The sequence below is a fragment of the Providencia sp. LY12 genome (assembly GCF_057621555.1).
Window position 1 is genome coordinate 3,367,342 of sequence record NZ_CM172594.1, and the last position, 23,531, is coordinate 3,390,872.

Annotated in this window: 21 protein-coding genes; 11 read left to right on the forward strand and 10 right to left on the reverse strand. The window is 42.2% G+C overall.

The genetic code is table 11. From position 1 onward, the window contains the following. The 3 genes from ACY3ZI_RS16070 to efeB are packed head-to-tail and all read left to right on the forward strand — an operon-like array spanning position 1 to position 3,039. Positions 1–858: an FTR1 family iron permease gene (locus tag ACY3ZI_RS16070; protein WP_211887735.1), complete on the forward strand. Its 858-nt coding sequence runs from the start codon at positions 1–3 to the stop codon at positions 856–858. After that, positions 851–1,738 (forward strand): EfeM/EfeO family lipoprotein, encoded by an 888-nt coding sequence (locus tag ACY3ZI_RS16075; protein ID WP_487375502.1) that lies wholly within the window; start codon positions 851–853, stop codon positions 1,736–1,738. The genes ACY3ZI_RS16070 and ACY3ZI_RS16075 overlap by 8 nt, the downstream gene beginning before the upstream one ends. 11 nt (positions 1,739–1,749) lie before the next feature. Then, positions 1,750–3,039 (forward strand): iron uptake transporter deferrochelatase/peroxidase subunit, encoded by a 1,290-nt coding sequence (gene efeB / locus ACY3ZI_RS16080; RefSeq protein WP_211887734.1) that lies wholly within the window; start codon positions 1,750–1,752, stop codon positions 3,037–3,039. Between the two features lie 74 nt (positions 3,040–3,113). Here efeB and ACY3ZI_RS16085 read toward each other — a convergent pair whose 3' ends face one another. The 3 genes from ACY3ZI_RS16085 to ACY3ZI_RS16095 form a co-directional block, all read right to left on the reverse strand. Continuing rightward, the gene (locus tag ACY3ZI_RS16085) at positions 3,114–3,848 is read right to left on the reverse strand and encodes a vWA domain-containing protein (protein ID WP_036955681.1); all 735 of its coding nucleotides are present in this window, start codon (positions 3,846–3,848) and stop codon (positions 3,114–3,116) included. A 144-nt stretch (positions 3,849–3,992) separates the two neighbouring features. Continuing rightward, positions 3,993–4,877 carry a hypothetical protein gene (locus ACY3ZI_RS16090; RefSeq protein ID WP_487375503.1) on the reverse strand — a complete coding sequence of 295 codons (885 nt, stop codon included), beginning with the start codon at positions 4,875–4,877 and terminating at the stop codon, positions 3,993–3,995. A gap of 179 nt (positions 4,878–5,056) precedes the next feature. Then, positions 5,057–5,992, reverse strand: coding sequence for a LysR family transcriptional regulator (locus tag ACY3ZI_RS16095; RefSeq protein WP_211887731.1), 936 nt, complete (start codon positions 5,990–5,992; stop codon positions 5,057–5,059). A gap of 144 nt (positions 5,993–6,136) precedes the next feature. Between ACY3ZI_RS16095 and ACY3ZI_RS16100 the strand changes: the two genes are divergently transcribed. Further along, positions 6,137–7,963 (forward strand): adenine deaminase, encoded by a 1,827-nt coding sequence (locus ACY3ZI_RS16100; RefSeq protein ID WP_487375504.1) that lies wholly within the window; start codon positions 6,137–6,139, stop codon positions 7,961–7,963. Then, a complete protein-coding gene (locus ACY3ZI_RS16105; RefSeq protein ID WP_036955694.1) occupies positions 7,963–9,306 on the forward strand; it encodes an NCS2 family permease in 1,344 nt (447 codons plus the stop codon). The genes ACY3ZI_RS16100 and ACY3ZI_RS16105 overlap by 1 nt, the downstream gene beginning before the upstream one ends. A gap of 58 nt (positions 9,307–9,364) precedes the next feature. Here ACY3ZI_RS16105 and nadS read toward each other — a convergent pair whose 3' ends face one another. The 3 genes from nadS to mdlC form a co-directional block, all read right to left on the reverse strand. Continuing rightward, a complete protein-coding gene (nadS, locus tag ACY3ZI_RS16110) occupies positions 9,365–9,649 on the reverse strand; it encodes a NadS family protein (protein WP_132496774.1) in 285 nt (94 codons plus the stop codon). Position 9,650: 1 nt separating this feature from the next. Further along, positions 9,651–9,983, reverse strand: a complete 333-nt coding sequence (locus ACY3ZI_RS16115; protein WP_487375505.1) for a type II toxin-antitoxin system RelE/ParE family toxin — start codon at positions 9,981–9,983, stop codon at positions 9,651–9,653. Between the two features lie 163 nt (positions 9,984–10,146). Next, the gene (gene mdlC / locus ACY3ZI_RS16120; protein WP_211887727.1) at positions 10,147–11,778 is read right to left on the reverse strand and encodes a benzoylformate decarboxylase; all 1,632 of its coding nucleotides are present in this window, start codon (positions 11,776–11,778) and stop codon (positions 10,147–10,149) included. A 707-nt stretch (positions 11,779–12,485) separates the two neighbouring features. Here mdlC and gltS point away from each other — a divergent pair. From gltS to ACY3ZI_RS16145, 5 genes are all read left to right on the forward strand, one after another. Beyond that, the gene (gltS, locus tag ACY3ZI_RS16125; protein WP_132496777.1) at positions 12,486–13,691 is read left to right on the forward strand and encodes a sodium/glutamate symporter; all 1,206 of its coding nucleotides are present in this window, start codon (positions 12,486–12,488) and stop codon (positions 13,689–13,691) included. Between the two features lie 155 nt (positions 13,692–13,846). Beyond that, entirely contained in the window at positions 13,847–14,755 is a 909-nt protein-coding gene (locus tag ACY3ZI_RS16130; protein WP_211887725.1) for a LysR family transcriptional regulator, read from the forward strand. 56 nt (positions 14,756–14,811) lie between these two features. Next, the gene (locus ACY3ZI_RS16135) at positions 14,812–16,053 is read left to right on the forward strand and encodes a D-amino acid dehydrogenase (RefSeq protein WP_211887724.1); all 1,242 of its coding nucleotides are present in this window, start codon (positions 14,812–14,814) and stop codon (positions 16,051–16,053) included. 3 nt (positions 16,054–16,056) lie between these two features. Next, positions 16,057–16,410 carry a RidA family protein gene (locus ACY3ZI_RS16140; RefSeq protein WP_211887722.1) on the forward strand — a complete coding sequence of 118 codons (354 nt, stop codon included), beginning with the start codon at positions 16,057–16,059 and terminating at the stop codon, positions 16,408–16,410. A 250-nt stretch (positions 16,411–16,660) separates the two neighbouring features. Further along, complete coding sequence (locus tag ACY3ZI_RS16145) at positions 16,661–18,316, forward strand: alpha-keto acid decarboxylase family protein (protein WP_487375506.1); 1,656 nt, start codon at positions 16,661–16,663, stop codon at positions 18,314–18,316. A 54-nt stretch (positions 18,317–18,370) separates the two neighbouring features. Here the strand turns inward: ACY3ZI_RS16145 and ACY3ZI_RS16150 are convergent, their stop codons facing one another. From ACY3ZI_RS16150 to ACY3ZI_RS16160, 3 genes are all read right to left on the reverse strand, one after another. Further along, complete coding sequence (locus ACY3ZI_RS16150) at positions 18,371–18,916, reverse strand: DedA family protein (RefSeq protein ID WP_211887721.1); 546 nt, start codon at positions 18,914–18,916, stop codon at positions 18,371–18,373. A 202-nt stretch (positions 18,917–19,118) separates the two neighbouring features. Then, positions 19,119–19,388 carry a YdgH/BhsA/McbA family protein gene (locus ACY3ZI_RS16155; protein WP_108478370.1) on the reverse strand — a complete coding sequence of 90 codons (270 nt, stop codon included), beginning with the start codon at positions 19,386–19,388 and terminating at the stop codon, positions 19,119–19,121. Between the two features lie 244 nt (positions 19,389–19,632). After that, positions 19,633–21,294, reverse strand: coding sequence for an alpha-keto acid decarboxylase family protein (locus tag ACY3ZI_RS16160; protein WP_211887719.1), 1,662 nt, complete (start codon positions 21,292–21,294; stop codon positions 19,633–19,635). A 124-nt stretch (positions 21,295–21,418) separates the two neighbouring features. Here ACY3ZI_RS16160 and ACY3ZI_RS16165 point away from each other — a divergent pair, with 124 nt between their 5' ends. Beyond that, positions 21,419–22,315, forward strand: coding sequence for a LysR family transcriptional regulator (locus tag ACY3ZI_RS16165; protein WP_211887717.1), 897 nt, complete (start codon positions 21,419–21,421; stop codon positions 22,313–22,315). 172 nt (positions 22,316–22,487) lie between these two features. Here the strand turns inward: ACY3ZI_RS16165 and rlmF are convergent, their stop codons facing one another. After that, positions 22,488–23,453 carry a 23S rRNA (adenine(1618)-N(6))-methyltransferase RlmF gene (gene rlmF, locus ACY3ZI_RS16170; protein ID WP_487375507.1) on the reverse strand — a complete coding sequence of 322 codons (966 nt, stop codon included), beginning with the start codon at positions 23,451–23,453 and terminating at the stop codon, positions 22,488–22,490. Positions 23,454–23,531: the final 78 nt, after the last annotated feature.

The following is a 23,531-nucleotide window of genomic DNA, read 5'->3' on the forward strand; positions in this document are numbered from 1 at the left end:
ATGGGACAAGTTCTCTTTGTAGTTTGGCGCGAAAGTTTTGAAGCGCTATTAGTTATCGGCATCATTTATGCGTGGATCAAACGCCACCCTGACGCTCGCAATGGGATGAAATACCTGTGGGGCGGTGTTGGGCTGGGTATCGCCATGTCCATCTTACTCGCACTGCTGATTTACGGCGTATTCAATGTCCTTGATGACACTGGGCAATCTATTTTCATGATAGTCATGGAGATCCTCGCCTGTATCTTGATTGTTCAAATGGTCTATTGGATGAACAAAAGCGGCGGCTCGATGAAAAAAGAGCTGGAATCAGGTATCAATCGTAATGCAGAACACCATAGTTGGTGGGGCGCAACCTTGATTATCGCTATCGCGATTGCCCGTGAAGGTAGCGAAATTGTCGTTTTCCTTTCCAGTTTTATCATGTCGTTGACCGCTGAAAATGCCAACGAATTTATCTTTGAAGTTGCAGCGGGTGTCGCTATTGCGGGTATGACTCTATATGCCTTCTTATTAACTAACCGAATTATTTCATGGAAAATTTTCTTTAAAGTCACTGGCGTGATTTTACTGTTCCTTGCCCTCTCCTTGCTGCTTCGTGGCGTTGAAGAAATTTCAAACTTAATGATTGAGTTTGACTATCCAATTCCTGAATTTTTAATCTACCCAGCATGGGATACCAGCGCATTACTGGATGATTCTGGTGTAGCTGGCAACTTTATTTCATCATTCTTTGCATATCGTTCACAGCCAATTTGGCTCAGTGTTATCACCTTTGTTGTCTATTGGATTGTGATCCTCGCACTGTTTGTTTGGAGCAAAAAACATGCCGCTAAACGGAACTTACAAAATGCGTAAAATCACCCACTTAGCCATTAGCGTAATCGTTGCTTCACTCGTGGCATCTACCGCCTATGGAAAAGCCCTACGCTCCCCTGTGCAAACAGGGGACAACATCATTATTGCTAAGGGGGATATTCCCACCCCTGAAAAATATCAGCCTGCCATTCAAGAATACTTATCCTTCGTCAACAAGGAGTTAAGTGAAATGGTGGAGCAATTAGAAAAACTCAATCAAAGTGTGCAAAAAGGTCAATTAGCGCAGGCGAAAGCGGCCTATATTCAAGCCCACCAGCACTATGAAACCGTGCGTCCGATCATTGTTTTGTTTGGTAATACCGACCGAACCATCAACCCTCGTGCGGATTATTTTCTGGATAAAGAAAAAGACTACCGCTTCGTGGGATTTCACTTGGTTGAATACCTTTTATTTTCCAAGCAAGATCTCAAAGCGGCGCTGCCAGCGTCTGATGAGCTGTTATTAAAAGGAAAAGATTTACAAAAACGTGTCTTGACCGAAACCATTGAAATTCCGAAATTGGTGCAAGCTTCCGCTGATTTTATGGAGATGATCCTCGAAACAAAACTGTCGGGACAAGAGAATATTTATAGTCTCTCAGACCTGTCGGATATAGCGGCAAATGCCAAAGGTTCTCAAGCCATCATCGAGGTGATCAGTCCATTTATTGAATCCAAGACCCTTGATCAGATAAAAGAAAATGATCAGAAAATTAATAAAATAGTGCAGTCATATCAATTAGCTAAAGGTCAATACAAGCCTTACAGCCAACTAAAACAACAAGACAAAATGGCGCTCTATTCCCTGTTAACGCAACAAGCCGAACTGCTCGCGACATTGCGCGCTCAGATGGATGTTGATGTTTACTATAAATATTAAGGCATAAATTTATGCAAGCTAAACTAAAAAGCGAGTCACAACCTTTGGGGTTTTCTCAATCTAAAGTATCTCGCCGCCATGCGCTAAAAACCTTAGTCATGGGAGGCGCAATCCTCGCTGCCCCCGCCCTCAGCGCAAAAGCATCCATTGCGGATTGCGAGCTGACGTATGACAAAAGTATCAATTATTTAGGTTCACACCAAGCGGGCGTGCTAACCCCAGAACAGAAAAACGCCTCGTTTATCGCTTTTCGAATCACATCAACGACTCTTGATGAGCTTCAAGCGCTGTTCACGGTATTAACTCAACGCATCGCTTTTCTGACTCAAGTACAAAAATCGACGCCAAATCAGAATGATAAAATGCCTCCCGCAGAGTCTGGGATTTTAGGCACGCTCATTCAGCCTGACGCCCTGAGCGTCACGGTTTCCTTGGGAGATAGCTTATTTGATTCACGCTTTGGATTAGAAAAGCTTAAACCGAGTCAATTAGTGGAAATGACCAGCTTCCCGAACGACCGTTTAGAAGATAAATGGTGTGGCGGCGATGTGGTGCTGCAAATTTGTGCCAATAGCCAAGAAAGCGTGATTTATGCGCTGCGCGATATTCTGCGCCATACTTCACCTTATTGGTTCCCACTTTGGAAAATCGATGGGTTCTTACCCTCAAGGGATATTGATAAACGCTCTACTCCAATTAATTTATTTGGCTTTAAAGATGGTACCGGTAATGCGCCAGCCGACGATAGCAAATTAATGGATGAGCTGATTTGGGTGACTGAAGATAGCAAAGAGCCAGCCTGGTGTGTCGGCGGTACCTACCAAGCGGTTCGCCTAATTCGTTTTAATCTCGAATTTTGGGATAGAACACCGCTGGAAGACCAAGAAAATGACTTTGGGCGCCATAAAGCAACAGGTGCACCAATGGGCATGAAGCACGAAATGGATGATCCTGCATTCGACAAAGATCCTCACGGTGACCGCGTATTATTTGACTCCCATATGCGCCGCGCAGAACCGAGAAACCCAAGCCGCCATACAGCAAAATTGCGTCGCCGTAGCTACAGCTATTCTCTCGGATTAACCGATAGCGGCGCATTGGATATGGGACTGATTTTCGTTTCATATCAAAAGAACTTAAAAACCGGTTTTATCGATACCCAAAAAAGGTTAAATGGCGAACCTCTTGAGCGCTATATTAAACCGTTTGGCGGGGGTTACTATTTCGTTTTACCTGGTATTCAATCAGAGCAAGACCAGCTCGCTAAAGGGTTATTTGCCGCACTGAAAGCCACTAAATAATGCCATAAAAAAAGACCCCGAATATTATTTCGGGGCTTCTAGCTCGTTCATTTACAGACTGATTTATTATCTTCTTATTTTTTGCGATCCTTCGCGTCTTGCTCAACTTCCTGTTTCCATTCCTCTGATATTGGTGCAGCATTCTGTTTGGCTTCTACGGCTTTATTGACTGCTTTATATGCCTTATCGTAGCCCGTGCCATCTTGAACATAACCTGTAGCATTCGAACTCTTAATACCGATATTATCCGCAGCCGTAATCGCATCAATATTGGCACCTAAGAAAATAAAGTCCCACTTATCTTCAACTTCAGCTGATTTAATCATAGATTTAATCTTAGCCTGACTATATTTGGTGCTACTGTTCTCTTCACCGTCAGTAATAATCACAAACAAAACATTATTGTTCTTGGTGATTTTTCTATTCTCACGCATTTTCACCATGGTATCGCCAATGGCATCTAATAATGCGGTGTTTCCACCGACAGAATAGTCATCTAGCGTGAGGTTTTTCACTTTATCAATAGGTTCTCTGTTGTGTAATAAACTGGTTTTATTATTAAACAACACCGTGGTAATAAAGGTTTTACCCGCTTTATTTCTATTTTCTGTCAGCACGCTGTTATATCCACCAACAGTGTCAGATTCAAATCCTGACATTGAACCGCTTTTATCCAAGATAAACACCAAATCTAATACTTCAGAATCTTTAGCGGGTTCAACAATGGATTTAGCGCCAGAAACGCTAGAAAAAAAGAGTAGGAATACAGCAGATATTGCAGTAAAAAATGAAGTCTTAAATAAATTCATTACTGAGCCTCTTTATAATATTATCCTGACGAAACTACCCTTTAGTTTCCGTGTTTCAGCGGGATATCACATAAGATTACTCTGCTTAATTTATAAGCAAATTCTTAATTATAAAGACGCTCAGATAAACTTAATGGAATATACTTATCTTACCCACACACCATAATTTCTGAGTTTGTTAATTTCTTTAATAAACCCATTAAGTTTTATATATTCCTCAGCCACATTGCTGGAAGGACTTTCAGTATACGTTTCCACTAACTGAACAGTTAATTGATGATATTGTTTATTTAAGTCTTGATGAATATCGACTTTGTTCGCATTTTTCAGCGTTTCTGTTAACGCTATAATCTCATTCGCCACCGATTGAACCTGTGGATCACGGAAGGCCGCTTGAGGAACTTGATAACTTAAGTGCTGGCTAATTGAATTATTTTCTTCATTTTGCGGTGAATTAGGTACTAAATTTTGATCGTGTTCGTTCGCAAAATATTCAATTAACTCAGATTGATCAAAACATTTTGATTTAATATCTTCTTGCTTGTACTGCTTATTCTCTGCCCCCGGCAACGCTTTGCCAATTGGGTAAGTACAACGGAATAAATTGCCATCAATCACCACGGCATCACTGCTTTTGATAGGTAAGCTTAATTCATGCCCATAAATAGTGACATTTCGCGGCGCGGGTTGATACCCCTTTTTATCTTGCTCGGTATACACTTCAGAAAATGTGTAATACACCCCATGATTAGGGTTTAGGATCCCGCCTGAGTTATGTTCAAACACCATAAATTTGGTGACATGACCTGTATTATCTTCAAGTGTATGTTCACCACTGGCTAATGATATTGATCCATACTGACCAGGCTCGACCAGATAATCTTTACCATCCACTTTAAAGGAAATCGTGTTTTCTGTTGGATTGCTATAATAGAACTTTCCTTTATTTCCCATAATATCGAGATCACCACAGGCAGTAATCAATAACATTACTGTTGTGAGCAGGCTGACTTTCAATATAGCTTTCATGTATATCCTCAACATATTACACATCAAAAAACAGACCAAAAAATAAACAGCCAAGGATAGTAATGTTATTCATCTTAATAAAAATAGTTTTACGATTAGTGCTTAACACTTCTTACTTGTTGAAAATCAAACAATAATGATGAACTATAAAAAATCAGGTATAGAAAAGCGCTGTGAAACTAAGATTGATGAGTGGGCGTACGACGTAATGCTTTAAATAATAGCTGGAAAACAGATTCCATTGTCGGCGTTAGCGTTTGGTTATTACGCATTAAGGATATCGAACGCGTTAATGCGGGTTGTTGTAACTGTAAAACTTTTAGCTCAGGATCCCGCAAATGCACCGTATATAACTGAGGTAAAATACCAATCGCTAATTTCGATCTCACTAATCCATATAAGGTTTCAATATAATCGACTTGATAACGCGGATTAATATTAAAACGATTACTTTCAATTGTAGCGCTCACTAATCGATTAATATTTCCTTTCGAAAACATGGCAATGTCACGGTTATTTAAGAATTTCCACGGTAGATGGAATGCATTATCTGAAATAAATTCATCACGGTGGATCACCGCAACAAATGGGTCATCTTGCAAAGGATATAAAGTTAACTCTTCAGGAACCGAGCTATCCAATACGCCTATTCCAAAATCAATTTCGTTATTCACCAATTTATTTACTAATGCGTCATTGGTTTGGTCATAAAATTCCACATTCAGCTTAGGAAAATGTTGCTGTAATTGCTCAGGAATAATCGGGAATAATAACGAACTGACAGAAGGAACCAATCCAATACGCAATGTACCATCGCCACCCTCTTCGATAATTTTTTGAATATCGCTGAAGCCTCGGTGGGAGACACTTAAAATACGCTCCGCATGCGGTAAAATTGCGGCGCCTAGCTCCGTCAATGTCACTGACGCTGCCGTGCGGTTAATCAACTTACCGCCAATCACGGTTTCAATCTGCCGTATCGCGCTGCTTAATGCTGGCTGACTCACCGCTAAACGATTTGCGGTTTCAGTAAAATGACGCAGATGCGCAAGAGTCACAAAATATTGCAACTGCTTTAGAGTTAATGCCGGAAGGCGCTGCCATGGCTCAGTCATTGTATTTCCTCGCAAATTGGATCGTCATTCTTATCATAATGCGCCGCATTATAACCTCTCTTTATGATTCGATAAATTTTATCATCTTGGCAAACGTTTGCCTTGCTCATAAAGTAGCGACATAAATCTTTGAGATGGTGTTTTATGAAGCTAACAAATCAAACTCGACGCCGTGCCGTACAAGCCGCAAAAGGTGAAGTACCTTTTGATCTTTTACTCACCAACGCCAATATTATCGATATGGTGACGGGGGAAACTCGACCTGCGGATATCGGTATCATTGAAGGGCTAATTGCCAGCGTACATCCAACAGGAAGTCGTACTGATAGCCATGAAATCCATAATTTATCAGGAAAATTTATTTCCCCGGGGTTTATTGACACCCACGTTCATTTAGAAAGCTCCCACCTTCCCCCTGTTCGTTATGCTGAAATTGTCCTCACACAAGGCACCACCGCCGTATTTTGGGATCCTCACGAACTTGCCAACGTATTGGGATTAGATGGTGTTCGCTATGCCATTGATGCTAGCCGTAATTTGCCCCTTGATGTGATGGTTGCAGCCCCTTCTTCTGTGCCTTCAACACCAGGATTGGAAATGTCAGGTGCAGACTTCGCAGGACAAGAAATGTCCACGATGTTGAGCTGGCCGGAAGTACGTGGCGTGGCAGAAGTAATGGACATGTTCGGCGTGCTAAATGGCAGCGAACGCATGGAAGAGATCCTCGACGCTGGGTTAAGCTCAGGAAAAATCATTGAAGGTCATGCCCGCGGATTAAAAGGTGCGGATTTACAAGCCTATCTTGCTGCTGGAGTCACTTCAGATCATGAACTCACTTCCGCAGAAGATGCTCTCGAAAAATTACGTGCGGGGCTAACACTGGAAATTCGTGGTTCTCATCCTTACCTGCTCCCTGAAATTGTGGCAGCATTGCAAACACTGCCGCATTTATCCTCACAAATCACGGTATGCACAGATGATGTTCCACCGGATATATTGATTGAAAAAGGCGGTGTAATCGCACTGCTGAATTTATTAATTGAGCACGGCATGAAAGCCACTGATGTGTTGCGCTTTGCGACACTCAATGGCGCAATTCGCCTACAGCGCAATGACTTAGGTTTGATAGCCGCAGGTCGCCGCGCCAACTTAGTGGTTCTTAATTCTCTCGATACCTTAAAAGCTCAGCAAGTTTATGTCGATGGCAAAAAAGTAGCAGAGAATGGGCAACTTATTTCGCCGATTGCCACTGAAAATACGATTTTACCGCCACGCGATACCATGCACCTAGCGCCAATCTCGGCTCAAGATTGCCAGCTTCAATTAGCTGACTTGCAAAATGGTACTGCGCGTTTACGTCATATTAGCGGTGCTCGCTTTACTCAGTGGGGAGAGGTCGATGTTCAAGTCGAAAATGGCATCGTGCAACTGCCTGATGAATTTAGTTTGATTCGCGTACAACATCGCCATGGACGCCATAACGCCAAACCACAAATTGCCTTACTAAAAGGATGGGGAGAATTACGCGGCGCCATTGCCACCAGCTACTCCCATGATTCCCATAACCTTGTAGTGCTCGGACGTGATGCCAACGATATGGCAATGGCAGCCAACCTGCTGATTGAAAGCGGTGGCGGTATGGCGTTAGTTCAAGATGGTAAAATCCTTGCTCATGTGGCGATGCCCATTGCAGGTATGCTCTCGGAATTACCTGCACCTGAGCTGGCAGAACAATTTCGCCAACTCAGAGAATTGAGCAGCCAAATTGCTGACTGGGAACCACCATATCGTGTATTCAAAGCCATCGAAGGCACGTGTCTTGCCTGCAATGCTGGCCCTCATTTAACCGATTTAGGACTGACTTGCGGAACCACTCGCCAGATCGTTGATGCCGTCTTAGAACGTACTGAAAGTAATGGCGATATTAAAAATACTCATCCAATAAAAAATAATGATAGGAGCGCCAATTAATGGCTAACGATTCTCTTCATCAGCCAACATCAGGGAGTTGGTTAGAAAGGCGTTTTGCGCTGCGTGAACGTGGCAGTTCAATCAGAACAGAATGCCTTGCCGGAGCTACTGGGTTCCTTGCAGCAGCCTATTTGCTGGTAGTTATTCCCGGGCTGTTAGCCGCAGGCGGGATGGATAAAGGCGCGGCGACCACCGGCACTATCATCGTGTTTGTACTTGCTAGCCTATTAATGGCGTTCTACGCTAACTTGCCTTTTATTGTGGGTCCCGGTATTGGTGGCTCGGTATTAGTGGGGATCACCCTTGCTGGCAGTGAAGGGATTGATTGGCAAATTGGTTTAGGCATCGCCTGCTGGTCTGGAATTTTATTTTTCCTGCTCACCAAATTCGGTTTACGTGAGGTTGTGACTCGTTCCGTACCACAATCCATCAAGTTAGGCTTAACAGCATCTATCGGTCTGTTTGTGGCAGTGTTGGGCTTTCGTAATGCGGGCTTAGTCTTAGCAAACCCAAAAACCAACGCATTAATGCTGGGGGATTTTCTCTCTCCGGGTGCTTTAGTCGCTCTCGCAGGTTTCTTTGTGGCTATCGCATTGCAAGCTCGCCGCATTCCCGGTGGGATCTTATGGGCAATTTTGTTCGCCACCGTGTTAGGCATTCCGTTTGGCGTCACAAAGTTGCCCGAAAGCTTTATCGGTATGCCGCATTCTATTGCGCCAGTCTTAGGTCAGGTGGATTTAATCGGCGCCTTAAACATCGCCTTCTTACCTTTCCTATTTGTGTTCTTTGCCGCGGAGTTTTTCTCCACCATGGGAACCACATTAGCCGTCGGCGGCGAAGCCGGATTGCTGGATAAAGAAGGTAACATGCCGAATATCAACCGCCCGTTTATTGTGGACTCCATCGCCGCGGCGTTAGGTCCAATGGTGGGTATTCCAGCGGCGACCGCATTAATTGAATCGTCAGCAGCGGCTGAAGCGGGTGGAAAAACCGGTATGACAGCATTAGCGGCGGCGTTTATGTTCCTGCTGATGTTACTGTTTACCCCAATCGCGTTAATGATCCCAGCACAAGCCACCGCACCTGCGTTGATTTTAATTGGCTTAAATATGTTTAGCGGATTACGTAAGGTGGATTTAGCGAACTTTACCGATGGTCTGCCTGTATTAATGATGGTGATGATCACGTTAATCGCGAACAGCTTCGGTACAGGGATTGCAGGCGGGTTACTGTTTTATATCTTAATTAAAGCAGTGGCAGGCAAGTGGCGTGAAATTCCAATCAGTCTGTGGATCCTCGCGGTGCCATTAGTGTATTACTTCTCAACGTTAGTGAAGCACTAAAACAAATAATAGCCCCCTAATACAATTATATTAGAGGGCTTCTTTTTATACTCAAGTATTAACTAGCAGCTAATACTTTAAATAATGATGGATTATTTTTTATTGCAACTAACACTTTCGCGGCAAGTCCTGTTGGGTTTCTTCTTTTCATCTCCCAACTTTTGATAGTATCAACACTTGTGCCTAGCGCATTGGCCAATTCACTTTGTGAAACTTTTAGTTGCTCTCTGATAGCTTTAACATCAGCAACTTCATATTGAGTCACTTTTGATGCTTTCTTAGTACCATTCTTAATTTCAATTGCTTCTTCTAAAGATTCTTTTAGTTCATTAAAGAAACTCATATCACACCTCATTCTTTAATAATTTTGTTAATTTCTTCAATGTATTTTTTTCTTCATCCGTTAGGTTATCTTTTTCATTCTTAGAATAAACCATTACAAAATAAATAATTTCCTTTGTAGCTAAAAAATAGATAACCCGAGAACTACCACTTTTACTTTGATGGCCTGTTGCTATTCTGACCTTCCTTAGTCCTCCTGTACCTTGAATAAGATCACCTTTTTCTGGTCTACCTATGAGTTCATTTTGTAGAATTCTTAATTCTTCATCTGTCGCAATTAACTTAATTTGCTTAGTAAACATAGATGTTTCAACAAACTTTATTCCATGGCTCACAATATTCCCTCTGTGCTTAATCCATACACATCAAGTGTACATAGTACACAAAAGGAAATCAACATCAGATAGTGTCTTGTACAAAAAATGCCCCTAGTAATTGATTATCCAGCTACTGGGGCAGTTCAGAACATTAATACTATTTTTCTATTTACATTTAATTCTAAATCAGTGGGGGAATTTGAGGCTGAATTGGCACTTCAATCACCGTTGGGCCTTGGCGCTTAAATGCCTCACGGCAAGCCGCTTTGACCTCATCTACCGTCGTGGCTTTTAACGCCGTGCAACCATAACCTTTACCCAGCGCCACAATATCCAAGTTTGGAATATCCAGCCCCGGAACTCCTGGCGTTTCTTCTAACACCGCGAAGGATTTCAAAATGGCGTACTCGCTATTTCGTGGGATCACAAACACAATCGGTAAATTATGTTGTGCCGCACTCCATAGCCCTTGAATCGAATATTGCATCGAGCCATCACCAATAATCGACATCACAGGGCGGTGTCGACCACTGTCTTTTTCCGCTAAAGCAATTCCCACGCTTGCTGGCAAGTTCCAACCCAATGATCCACTGGCAAAGGTATAGAACGAATCCGGTGCATCAATTGGCCATTCACGATGTAATTCGCCGAGGTTTGACGGCGATTCTTCCACCAAGATAGTCTCTTTCGGGGAGACTTCTCTCAATGCTTTAAACAGCTTCGCTGCACTTAATACTGTTGAGCTTCCCTTCACCTCTGGCGCAGCAGGGTGTGGAGCCATACCATGGGACTGTTTCTCAACCTTATTTTTCGCTGCTGCTCTGGCTTTCACTAACGGAGTTAGCCCTTCAATCGCGAGTACCGCATCACTGAGTAAGCTATCACCAACCGGCGCCCTTCCTACCTCAATAGGGTCATCGGTAATGTGCAGTAAACGCATTCCATCTGGCAAATAACTCCCTGCTACATAAGGATAATAACGGAAAACAGGCGCCCCAATAATCAACGCCAAATCATGTCCTTTTAGCTTGTCTGACAACGGGCCCATCGCGAAAGGCAATCCACCCGCATATAATGGATGCGTTTCAGGGAACGGTGGGCGTTCAGAGGCAGGCGCAGCCCAAACCGGAATATTCAATTTTTCCGCTAGCGTAATGCCAGCATCCCACCCTTCACCTCGCGCAATGGCTGAACCATAAATCAGCACTGGATTTTTGGCAGAATTCAGGGCACTCGCAAATGCCTGTAAACGCACAGGGTCATAACCTATGCGCAGGGAAACTTCACGCACAACCGCCTCTTGGGCAACGGCAGGTTTGTCCCAATCATCAAGGGGGATTGATAAGAAAACGGGTCCCGCTGGTGGCTGAAGTGCCATCGCATACGCTCGCATAAATGCCGCTGGCACATCTTCCGCACGCTCAGGCTGATAGCTCCACTTAACCCACGGCTTTGGCAGAGTTTCTGGCTCAATATTGGTTAGCCAAGGCTCCATCAGCAACATTTCACGGGTTTGGTTACCCGCCGTGATAATCAGTGGCGTACGGTTCATATAGGCGGTCAGAATATTACTCATCCCATTACTTAGCCCCGCGGAAGTATGCAAATTGACCATAGCCACTTTGCGCATTCCCTGAGCGTAACCGTCAGCTGCTGCTACAGCAGAAGCTTCATGTAATGTTTGGATATAACGAAAATCACTCGGAAAATCTTTTAAGAATGTCTCTTCAGTTGAACCAGGGTTACCGAAAATGGTCGTAATATTCAATTGGCGTAGTAAATCAAAAGTCACTTGGCGAATGGTTTTCTTCATTTAAAATACCCTAATTAAGATACCTGAATTAATCCCCATCATAACCAATCCCCCCAATGAAAAACATTTTCCCCTCAAAGAATAGATCTTATTTAAAACCTGAAGATTGTTTTTTATTTTATTTAAATACAATCAGTTAAATAAACATCTTGTTTCGATGATAACAATCCAATGGGAATAAATACTGCATTCTAAGATTTAATCCATATAAAGCATGAAAGACGCTTAAGAATATTGGTCTTTATACTAATTTCAGCTTCAATTTGACGCGGAAAAAGCAGATGAATCGCCAACAAAACTGACTAAAACGTGAGTTACGTTGCAATTTTTTAACATTCATTAACAATATAGCGACTTTTATGTCACCCATCACATTTCCAACAATTACCACGACTTAGTGCTAGCGCTAACACTCCAAAAGAGACGATAAAATCACGTCATTTTCCCGTCAGATGAGAGAAAACAAAATGATTCATAAAATCAATCAACTAGGAAGTTATTATTTATTTCTTTGATTAAATCTCCCTCTAGTAATGACTTAAACCAATCAATATAAGTACTTTTTTCATACGATTTACTTAACTAAAAGTTATATCAGCCTCAACAAAACTCATTGTTAAACAAAAGTTAAGCAAAGTAACTTCATTTAACACTAATGTTAAATCACAAAAGTGAATGCTCTGGTAAACAAATGTGAGGTAAAAATAATGACACTAGATGCCAGCTATACGCTATTGTTTGCATGCTTAGCGCTGCTTATTGGGATGATTGTGGTGAAAATCAGCCCTTTTCTACAGAAAAACCATATTCCTGATGCTGTTGTCGGTGGATTTATTGTTGCTATCGTTTTATTAATTGTTGATAAAGCAGCAGGCTATACTTTCTCGTTTGATACCTCATTACAAAGCACATTGATGATCGCTTTCTTCTCATCAATTGGTTTAAGTTCAGATTTTTCGCGATTAATAAAAGGCGGGAAGCCTCTCGTTATTTTAACACTCGCGGTTACCATTTTAATTGTGATCCAAAACGCTGTGGGCATGGGTATGGCTGTCATGCTAAACGAAAGTCCATTTATCGGTCTGATTGCAGGTTCAATCACATTAACAGGCGGTCACGGTAACGCCGGTGCTTGGGGTCCTATCCTTGCCGATAAATATGGCGTAACAGGTGCTGTTGAGCTGGCGATGGCATGTGCAACGATGGGTCTGGTTCTTGGTGGACTTGTCGGTGGACCAGTCGCGCGCCACTTACTGAAAAAAGTGACCATCCCAAAAGCAACTGAGCAAGAAAAAGAGACCATCCTTGAAGCATTTGAGCAACCAGCGGTAAAAAGAAAAATCAACGCTAATAACATCATTGAAACCATTTCAATGCTGATTATCTGTATCGTTGCGGGTAGCTATATCAGTGAGTTAGTAAAAGATACGCCAATGCACTTACCAACTTTCGTTTGGTGTCTGTTTGTCGGTATCATCATCCGTAACGTCTTAACTCACGTGTTTAAACATGAAGTTTTCGAACCAACTGTTGATGTTTTAGGTAGCGTGGCGCTCTCGTTATTCCTTGCTATTGCGCTAATGTCATTGAAGTTTGGTCAATTAGCTAGCATGGCGGGTCCAGTATTAATCATTATTGCAGTACAAACCGTTGTGATGGTGTTATTCGCCTGCTTTGTCACATTCAAAATGATGGGCAGTGACTATGATGCTGTCGTTATCAGTGCGGGTCACTGTGGATTCGGAATGGGGGCAACGCCAACGGCAATCGCCAACATGCAAACCATTACTCGTGCATTCAGCCCATCACACAAAGCCTTCTTAGTAGTACCAATGGTCGGTGCTTTCTTGGTGGATATCACCAACAGTATCATCATCAAGCTATATATTGAATTAGGCGCAGCCATCGCATAATCCTCAATAGCATATGCCGGCTCATAACCAAAAGTATATGAGCCGGCATTTTTCATTTCTGGTAAGTGACCCCGATATCGGATCCATGACATCTTTTTCTGTAGAATAAGAAAAAATGCAAAGTATTACCTAGTTCTAACCATGGACGACCAATAATGAAGTTAAGACACCTTGATATCTTTTATGCTGTGATGACCTGCGGTTCACTCACTCGAGCAGCAGAAGTTCTGCATATTTCCCAGCCAGCGGCGAGTAAAGCACTCAAACATGCTGAACAACAATTGGGACTCGTTTTATTCCAACGGATTCGAGGAAAATTACTGCCAACAGATGAAGCCAATTTATTATTTGAAGAAGCAAAAGAGGTTTATCAGAATTTAGATAGACTCAGAATTTTGGCACAGAATTTATCTAGAAACCCACAAGGTAAGTTGGCTATTGGGTGTTTACCTAGCCTAGGGCTTAACTTAGTGCCTGAAGTCACCGCACTGTTTATTAAAAAGCATCCAAATATCAAACTCACTATTGGTACCCATCACACCACAGATATTTTGCAATTATTAACTCAACAAGATCTCGATATTGGTATCGCATTTAATTTAGCCATTGAAGGTGGGATCACCGTATTGCCTGTTGCTGATATTCCTCTCGTCTATGTGGATAGTCAGGCTCCCGTAAAATCTCCCGTTTCACTGGTGGATATCGACCAAGACCGCTGGATCCACCCAGGCTCCGACTCCCTATCTCAACTGCTACAGCAAAGGCATGAGTTCCAAGAATCCAACATCAGTGTGCACACTTACCATATGGCAGCGGAGTTCGTTCGGGCTGGTCTAGGTTGCAGTATTACCGACATTTTTTCTGCGGAACATACCCTGCCAGAATCGATGATCTACCCGCTTAAAGAAAATTTGCATTTAGCCGTATCCGTTTTCCATCGAGCAGATAGGCCACTCACGAAAGCCGCACAAAATTATGTAAACACCTTGTCGCTAATACTAAAAAAACGCAACGCAGTAGTTAACCAAAAGTTATACTCCGGTGATGAAAACTCAATTGTTTAGTCTGACTATTCGCCGTTAAATAATAACTCCTAAGTTATTATTGGTTGCGGAATATTATGACTAAACATGTGGTAGTGATCGGTGCTGGAGTGATTGGATTAAGTACCGCATATGCTTTAATTAAAGCGGGTCAAACAGTCACATTAATTGAATCTGATTCTGACGTTGGCATGGAAACCAGCTTTGCCAATGGCGGACAATTAAGTTATCGCTATGTTTCGCCACTTGCGGATGCGGGTGTTCCATTACAAGGCTTACGCTGGATGGGTAAAAACGATTCCCCATTAAATTTAAGAATCGATTTTACATTACAGCAGCTTTCTTGGATGACCCAATTCACCTTAGCCTGTAACCGCACAACCAATAAAATTAATGGCGCTCATTTATTACGATTATCGCTACTCAGTCAAAATGTCATGAATACGTGGCGTACCAATGGTGATATTGCCGATTTCGCTTGGGAAAAATCAGGAAAATTAATTATCCATCGCGAACAATCTAGCTTTAAAAAAGCCAGTGAAACTGTGGATAAGGAATTTCAAAAAGTTCTGAATGCCGATGAAATCGTTGAATTAGAGCCCGCATTAAAGAATATTCAATCACAATTAGTGGGTGCGATATACGCCCCCGATGATGAAACCGCTGATTGTTATTTATTCTGCAAAAATATTCTGGCTTATTTATCAACACAGCCTCAATTTACATTATGCCTTGAGCACTCGGTCAAATCCTTTATTAAACTTGGCAATACCATTACGGGTGTAGAAACAAATCAAGGCACAATTCAAGCAGACGATGTGGTGATTTGCGCAGGTAATGGTAGCCGTGAGTTATTAAAACCCCTTGGCATTGATGTACCGATTCTCGGTTTAAAAGGTTACAGTCTCAGTGTGGAATATCCACAAATGGCACATATCGTTCCTAAACTTAGCGTGACCGACTACGGCAATAAAATTGTCTACGCCAAACTAAATGATCAATTACGCATCGCTGCTATGGTCGATATTGGTTATGACAAATTTGGATTACGAGAAAACAGAATTTCTGCATTAAAAAATATTATTAAAAAAACATTCCCAGATTTACCTAAAATTGATAAAGCTGAAACATGGTGCGGTTTACGTCCGTCAACACCAAAGGGACCACCAATGTTAGGCAAAACTACGCACAGCAACTTATGGCTCAATGTGGGTCACGGTAGTTTAGGTTTTACATTAGCAGCGGGTAGCGCAGAGATATTAACTCAGCTCATTACCCAGCAACGCTCCCCTATTTCATTAGAAGGATTAACGAGGTAATTAATGTCCATTAAACGTAATAACCCAAAACCACGCTTAGCAGACAGCGTTGAATATGCTGGATTAGTTTACTTATCTGGACAAGTGCCTACAGATTTAACCGGAGACATTACTGCTCAAACCCAAGATGTATTAAACAAAATTGACGCATTATTAGCCGCTAGCAATAGCGATAAAACCCGTATTTTATCTGCACAAGTGTGGATAAAAGACATGAAGCGTGATTTTGCTGACTTTAATACCGTTTGGGAAAATTGGATGCCAGCTGAATTTAGCCCTGCTCGCGCCGCTGTTGAAGCGAATATGGCTCGGGATCAGGTACTCGTTGAAGTCATGGTGACCGCAGCACAACGCTAGTTTTAATTTATTCTATGGCATTCAAAAGGTTAAATTTATTCTCTTGAATGCCTTTTTTAGTCCTTTTATCATCATTTTTGTCCAATTCCCCTCTTAATAACTCTTTTTATTATCACTTCTAATAAAAAAAATACTCTCCTCTTGGTTATTCCATCTACTATTATCTATATGCACTTTGAAATAATTGATTGAAAACTAAAAATAAAACCAATGTTTATCGGTTAGTTTTATACCAACATGGAGAAATTACATGATCCAAACCGTTATTGAGCATGTTTTATCCAGATTACAGTCTCTCGGTATTAATGATATTTTTGGTGTTGCAGGTGATTATGCCTTTCCTATTAATGATGCTGTCTGCGCTAATCCAAATTTACGTTGGATAGGTAACTGTAATGAATTAAATGCCGCCTATGCCGCAGATGGTTATGCCCGTTTGAAAGGCGCCGCAGCGCTTACCAGTACCTTCGCAGTTGGAGAACTCAGTGCATTAAATGGCATTGCTGGGGCGTATGCAGAAAGATTGCCTATTTTTCATTTAGTCGGCATGCCTGCCAGTCATATCCAAGAAAATCAGGCTATTATGCACCACACTTTAGGTGATGGTGATTTCGAGGTATTTTACAAAGTCGCTCAATCCTTTTCGTGTGCTCACGCGATTTTGACACCAGAAAACTGTGTCAGTGAAATGACTCGTTTAATGACTCAAGCTTTTGCGCAAAGACGCCCCGTTTATATTGGTATTCCTGCTGATCTCGCCGTAAAACGCATCGTTGTACAGAACATCAAACCGCTTACACTTCCTAGTAGTCGTCCTGATAACTTAAAAAAAGTCATCAGTTTGATAGCTAATAAACTCAGCCAAAGTGAATATCCGTGTGCCTTACTGGGTTCACTCATATCACGGTTTGATTTAGTCAAAGAAGTGGAAGCACTGATTAAAGTCACTCACTTGCCTTATGCCACTATGTTTATGGATAAAGGTGTTTTAAATGAAACCCACTCACAATATATAGGCATGTACAGCGGGCATTTAATGAACCCTGACATTGCTGAATTTATTGGAAGCTGCGATTGTATTTTAAATATTGGTGCGGTGATGAGTGATGTGAATACAGGGTGTTTCACCGCAGCTCTTCACGCTAATAATATAATCCATATAATGGACAATTATGTGGTTATCGATTCAACGGTCTACTCTGATGTCTATATCTACGATCTACTTTCTGAGTTAAAAGATATCCTGACATTTATTCCGAGTAGCTCAATAAAAGTTCACGGCTTAGGCGAACCAATCAACAATGATAATGGAAAAATAACCAGTCATTACTTATACCCGCGATTTGAAAAATTCATTAAGCAAAATGATATCGTGATAGCGGACACCGGGACATTTTCCATGGGGCTAGGCTTTGCACTTCTTCCTAAAGAAGTTTCTTTTCAAACTCAATCCCTATGGGGCTCAATTGGCTGGGCAACCCCTGCTGCATTGGGAGCCGCGCTTGCCGCACCTCATCGCCGAGTGATCCTAGCTACCGGCGAAGGCTCCCATCAATTAACAGCGCAAGAAATTAGTTTATTTGCCCGCTGGGGGCTGAAGCCACTTATTTTTGTTCTCAATAATGATGGCTATTTAATTGAGCGTCTTTTCTGCCATGAGCCCGAGGCCTATTACAACGATGTCCATCCATGGAACTATGCTCAGCTTCCCGCAACTCTTGGATGCAAAAATTGGTATTGTCAGAAAGTCACCACTTGCGACGAACTTAACCGAGTTCTCAATACACTCGAAAGAATAGACACTGCTGCCTATATTGAAATAATCACGGATAGATATGAAGCCTCAGATTTACTGCAAGCAATGGGAAAAATAATTAGGTCAGAAACGCTAAAACATCTTAAATAATGGCACTTAGCCACTCTAGACTACGGTGGCTCACAACCATAAATGGCAAGCGCCTCAGCGTCGCCTCCTGCGGATCCACCAAACTCCAACAATCACCAATACAATAATAGCTAGCCAAGAGAAATGCGGGTGAAATGGGAGCGCAAAGACAAGGGAGCTGACAAAGTAGCCCGCCGAGACAATCAAACATCCCCAAATGGCGCCGCCAAGGATATTTAATGCAAAAAATCTGATTGGATTTACCTTGCTGGCACCAATAATAATCGGTCCAACCGTTCTCATTCCATACGCAAAGCGGATCCCAATAATAATCCAATTTTCATGGCGTTGTATTAACTGCTGAACCCGTACAATCTTACTCTGATGTTTTTGAAATTTAGGTAATACCCGAGCACCAGCATAACGTCCGACAAAAAAAAGCACATTATCACTGACGACTCCACCAAGCGCGGCAAATAACATCGTCAAAGGATAAGAGAGTAATTGATTATGTGCGGCCACTCCCGATAGAAAAGCGGCTGTCTCCCCTTCAAGCATCGCACCAAGAAATACAGCCCAATAGCCATATTCCATTAACCACTGAGTTAATACTTCAGACATAAGACCGAGATCCCTTCCTGAACAACTGATAATGGATATCTTTAGCTAAAATCTTAACACAGATAAAATTAAATTTTTGTTTGTATTCTTGGTCATTCAATAAGGTGGGAGCCTTACAGCTAAAACGAATGGCACATAAAAAAACTGCACTTAACGACAACTTAAGTGCAGGGGATCACGACGCATAAAATATAAATATAGACTATTTATTGTATAAGCTAGCATTGATTGAAATATCGTTACCTTCACCTTCAGAGTTCACTGAGGTGATAATAAAATACTTTGCGCCCGCTTCATCCGCTTTTTGTGAGACTGCATTCACATAATCCGTTGTTGTCGCTGCATTCATTACGATATTAATATTGCCAACTAATTTCATTTCCATGGACTGAACATAATTAATCTCAGTTGCACTCATCGCAAATGGACTTAAAAACATCAAAGAAACCAATGCAATTTTTAATTTATTCATCAACATCACCTTTTATTAAAATAACGCCTTCATTTAATTACATTCTTTTTTAGAGAATGAAATTATGAGTATCGTTAAAAGAATATTAATTTCCTGATAATATAAGACTATATTTACCTATTAAAATAAAGAATGTAGCGATGAATATCAAATTTAATATCGTGTGAAACTTAGCATAAATTGCTTTTATTTATGCGATTTCTGACGTTTTAAATCAGTACTAAAAATATGTCCCAGTCTGATGCTAAAACGAATATAACGATGCCACTGATTTACCTACTTTTTGGGCCAAATCTGAAGCTGCATACTTATCCATGACTATCTCAATATAGGCTGCCGAATCCGCTGCTTCCGCTTGTTTAATGGCTGTATCTAACTCATCGCAAGTGGTGACTTTTTGACAATACCAATCCGTACAACCTAATGCTGCGGGTAATTGTGCATAATTCCACTGCGGTAAATCATTATAATAAGCTTCAGGATCTTTACATAATAATCGCTCAATTAAATAACCATCGTTATTGAGCACAAAAATAATCGGCTTTAGCCCAAAACGTGAAAATTGACTGATTTCTTGTGCTGTTAGTTGATGGGAACCTTCACCGGTCACTAAAATCACGCGCTTATTGGGTGCAGCTATTGCTGCGCCAAATGCCGCTGGTGTCGCCCAACCAATCGAACCCCATAGAGATTGAGTTTGAAAAGAAACCTCTTTAGGTAGTAAAGCAAAAACTAACCCCATTGATGCAGTTCCTGTTTCCGCCATCACAATATCCTGTTCCTTGAACATTTTCTCTAAACGCGGATACAGATATTGTGCGGTAATTTGGCCATTATCCCCTTTTCGAGGCTCACCCAATCCTTGAGCTGCAATACTTTGAGCTACAATGCCTTGATGTTTTAACGAAGGAGCTAATACTTGCAGTTTATCCAATACCTCTTTCATCATCACATTTGGGTAAACCGCTGAACCTACTTTCACCTGATCTGCTAAAATATTAATGCCTTGCTCAGGAGAGATAGATGCCGTAAAACTGCCTGAGTTAAAATCGGTTAATACCGCGCCAATACCTAAAATACAGTCGCAACTTTCAACAAACTTTTCTACTTGGGCATTCATTAATTTGCCATTATAAATTCCCATATACGTCGGATTGGATTCACTCACTATGCTTTTATCCATAAACATCGTGGCATACGGCAGGCCTGTCTTATCAATAATTTTCTGCACATCATCCGAATAGCCTAACCGTGCTGTCAGGATCCCCGGAATAATGCAGGCTTTTTGGCTGGTATTAAGTTTATCTAAAATAGCATTCACGGCTGCATTGAGTGACTTCGGATCGCTTTTCTGTTGTGCAACTTTTTTATGTTTCCCATTAGCAATGATGGGCATCTCTGCGTAATCAGATGGGAACCCCATATAGACAGGACGACGCTCTTTTAGGGCTGCAGCAATTAATCGCTCAGTTTCATCAATGCAATTTTCTGGGGTTAATATCGCATGAGCACAGCTCAAATGCTGGCTCATTTGATAAAACACATTAAAATCACCGTTACCTAAAGTATGGTGAACAAGACGATGGTTTTTCTGAACACCACTCGCTGGCATGCCCACTAAATGGAAGATAGGTAAATGCTCAGCATAAGACCCCGCAAGACCATTTAACGCGCTGAGTTCACCCACACCAAATGTTGTCGAAAGTGCGGCAACACCATTGATTCTTGCATAACCATCCGCAGCATAAGCAGCATTTAATTCATTACAATTACCAATCCAACGCAGTGTTTTACTTTCACAGACTGCATCTTCAATAGGAAAAGCATAGTCACCTGCAACCCCAAAAACTTCGTTGATACCCAGCGTTTGCAGACGTTCAAGAACATATTCGATAACCGTTTTCATAATGTAGCTCCAAATAATAATTTCGACTGATTATTCAGCCCGTTATTATTATTAACTCTAGTGTCACATTAACGGAAATCATTTATAATCATAATAGCTATAACAAAGTGTAATAGAGGTCACGATGGATATTCGAGGATTACGCTACTTTGTCGAAGTGGTACAACAAAATAACTTTAGCCGAGCGGCGGATAAATTATACGTCACCCAGCCAGCAATCAGCCGTAGCATTCAAAAATTAGAACAAGAGCTTGAAGCGACCTTACTGATCCGAGAAACCGACGGCGTGAAACTGACCGATGATGGTGAGATTTTATTCCGCCATGCTCAGCAAATTTTGGTACAATTCGACAGTCTTAATAACGCATTAAAAGACAGATCAGGCCCACTCACAGGGGTCTTGAAGGTCGGTTTACCCCCTGTCATCGCTTCGACCTATTTTGCCGATATCATCATGGCATTTAGCCAGAAATATCCACAGGTCGAGCTGCAGATCATTGAATTAAGTTCAAATCATATGATGAATGCCATGCTCAAAGGGGATGTAGAAACGGCAGCGGTAATGTCCCCATTTGATGAACAGCGATTTGATTTATACCGATTTACTACCGACCGATTGATGCTATTAGTGAATGATAAACATCCATTAGCCACCCATAATAGTGTTAAGTTTGCAGAACTTCTGAATGAGCCATTTATATTCTTTCAAGATAGTTTCCGAGTTAATGAATTAATTGTTAATGCTTGCGGGATTCATGGTAAAGAACCGATTATCGCAGGACGCAGTGGGCATATAGATCTTGTGATGGCGATGGCTCGCGCAGGAGTTGGTGTAACCATACTTCCTGAAAGTATGTGGAAAAAGAACCATATCGAGGGACTTTCTATTATCCCTGTCACGGAGCCTGTTCTGGCCTATGAGCTGGCTCTGGCAACTTTGAAAGGATCCCATCCAAGTCGCCGAGCTACGGCATGGATCGAATTAGCGTTGGAAATGTTGAATACACGCTCATCATTATGAACCCTTATAATGGGTTACCACTGAATAGCCACCGATTTGCCGACTTTATAGACACCTTTAAGTTAGACAAGCTTGTTTTAGGAAGACATATTGAGAATAACGCGACATGTAGAAATTGAAAGAAAAATGCGAGATTTTATCGGTGCCGGTTAAATAACCGACACCAGAGAAATTAACACCAGCGTTCTGCCGCCCATTCTGCCTGCTGTTGCGCATCGTGGAATGTCCAGGCCACGAAGCGACTGATTTTTTGCCCTTGAGCCATTTCAATGGTGCGAACTTCGGCCGCACCCACTTGCTTCAACGCGTGATAAATCGAAGGCAAGGTCGCGCTTTTAGAAATCAATGAGGTGAACCACAGGCAGTTTTGCGCCAGGCTAACGCTCTCCTCTACCATTTTACGTACAAAGGCTTCTTCACCGCCTTCACACCATAGCTCTTTATTTTTTCCACCAAAGTTCTGTACTGGCGTGTCGGCCACCTCGCCTTTACCCAGCTTTTGCAGTTTGCGGCGGGTACTGGCTTGCGCTTCCTGTTCAGTGCTATGGAACGGAGGATTACACATTGTGGCATCAAATTTCTCCGCCACACCGATGATGCCGTTCAAAATAGATTCAGGTTGTTTTTGCAAACGCAGACGCACGCTGTTTCTCAGCGTCGGATTCATCTCCACGATCATTTTAGCCGCATTGAGCGATACAGGTTCAACCTCCGAACCAGTAAAACGCCAGCCGTACTCACGCAGGCCAATGATAGGATAAATACAATTGGCGCCAACGCCCACATCAAGGATAGCCACGCCTTTACCACGAGTGATCTCGCCGCCGTTACTGGTCGCCAGCAGGTCAGCCAGATGGTGTAAATAGTCGGCACGCCCAGGGATCGGCGGGCACAAATAACCGGCGGGAATGTCCCAGTGTTCGATGCAATAAAAATGTTGCAGCAACGCACGGTTAAGCATTTTAACTGCCGTAGGATCGGCAAAATCTACCGAGATGTCGCCCCAGGCGTTCGGTTTGACGAATGGCTTCAGAGCAGGGCAACTGGCGATCAGCGCCGGGAAATCATAGCGCGAGCGATGACGATTACGCGGGTGCAAGCCGCTTTTCTGCTGCGGGAAGGTTTTCTTTTTTTCCACCGTGACGGGCTCTCTTAAAGGTATTTCTGACGCGTACGATACCATATACCCTAGAGCTTTCAAGTTGCAGGTAGGCGA